Source organism: Actinoplanes rectilineatus (assembly GCF_000962825.1).
Classification (GTDB): domain Bacteria; phylum Actinomycetota; class Actinomycetes; order Mycobacteriales; family Micromonosporaceae; genus Actinoplanes; species Actinoplanes rectilineatus.
The window spans coordinates 1-467 of the sequence record NZ_JZKF01000237.1 but is presented as its reverse complement, the minus strand read 5'-3'; the positions used below and the strand labels follow the sequence as shown (position 1 = coordinate 467).

At 69.0% G+C, this 467-nt stretch carries 2 protein-coding genes; both read left to right on the top strand.

From position 1 onward, the window contains the following. A partial coding sequence (locus WH85_RS52060) for a hypothetical protein (RefSeq protein WP_045748599.1) occupies nucleotides 1–291 on the top strand: 291 nt, incomplete at its 5' end. Beyond that, nucleotides 288–467, top strand: a 180-nt coding sequence (locus WH85_RS46245) for a hypothetical protein (RefSeq protein WP_045748598.1), incomplete at its 3' end; no start/stop codon positions are given. The genes WH85_RS52060 and WH85_RS46245, both read left to right, overlap by 4 nt.

The following is a 467-nucleotide window of genomic DNA, read 5'->3' as shown; positions in this document are numbered from 1 at the left end:
TATCAGGTGCAGTTCGGGCTGCGGTTTCTGCGTGAGGTCCTGGCCGCGCAGAACCTGACCCCGCTGACCTGGACCCGCCGCGACGGCTATCAGCTGTCGACGGACCCGGCCGACTGGATCGCCTACGAGCGGGCCTGCGTGCGCATCGAGCTGACCCGCATCTCCCGGTTCCTGAGCAGCACGGTCATCCCGCACGCGCAGAAGCTGCCCGACGACGAGTGGGTGCAACTCGTGCTGGGCCAGCTCACCGGGGTCAAGTCCGCCCTGGGCCTGCTCGTGCGCAGCGCATGATCACGATCGTGGGCGAGGAACTGGTCGCCTATGACCGGGGCCTCGTGCGCGAGGAGATCAACCGCATCGCCCGGCTGCTGGACACCGTGGTCATCCCGCACGTCCAGGACCACCCCGACGACGAGTGGGCGCAGCTGGTGCTCGGCCAGCTCGTCGGCGTCAAGACCGCCCTCACG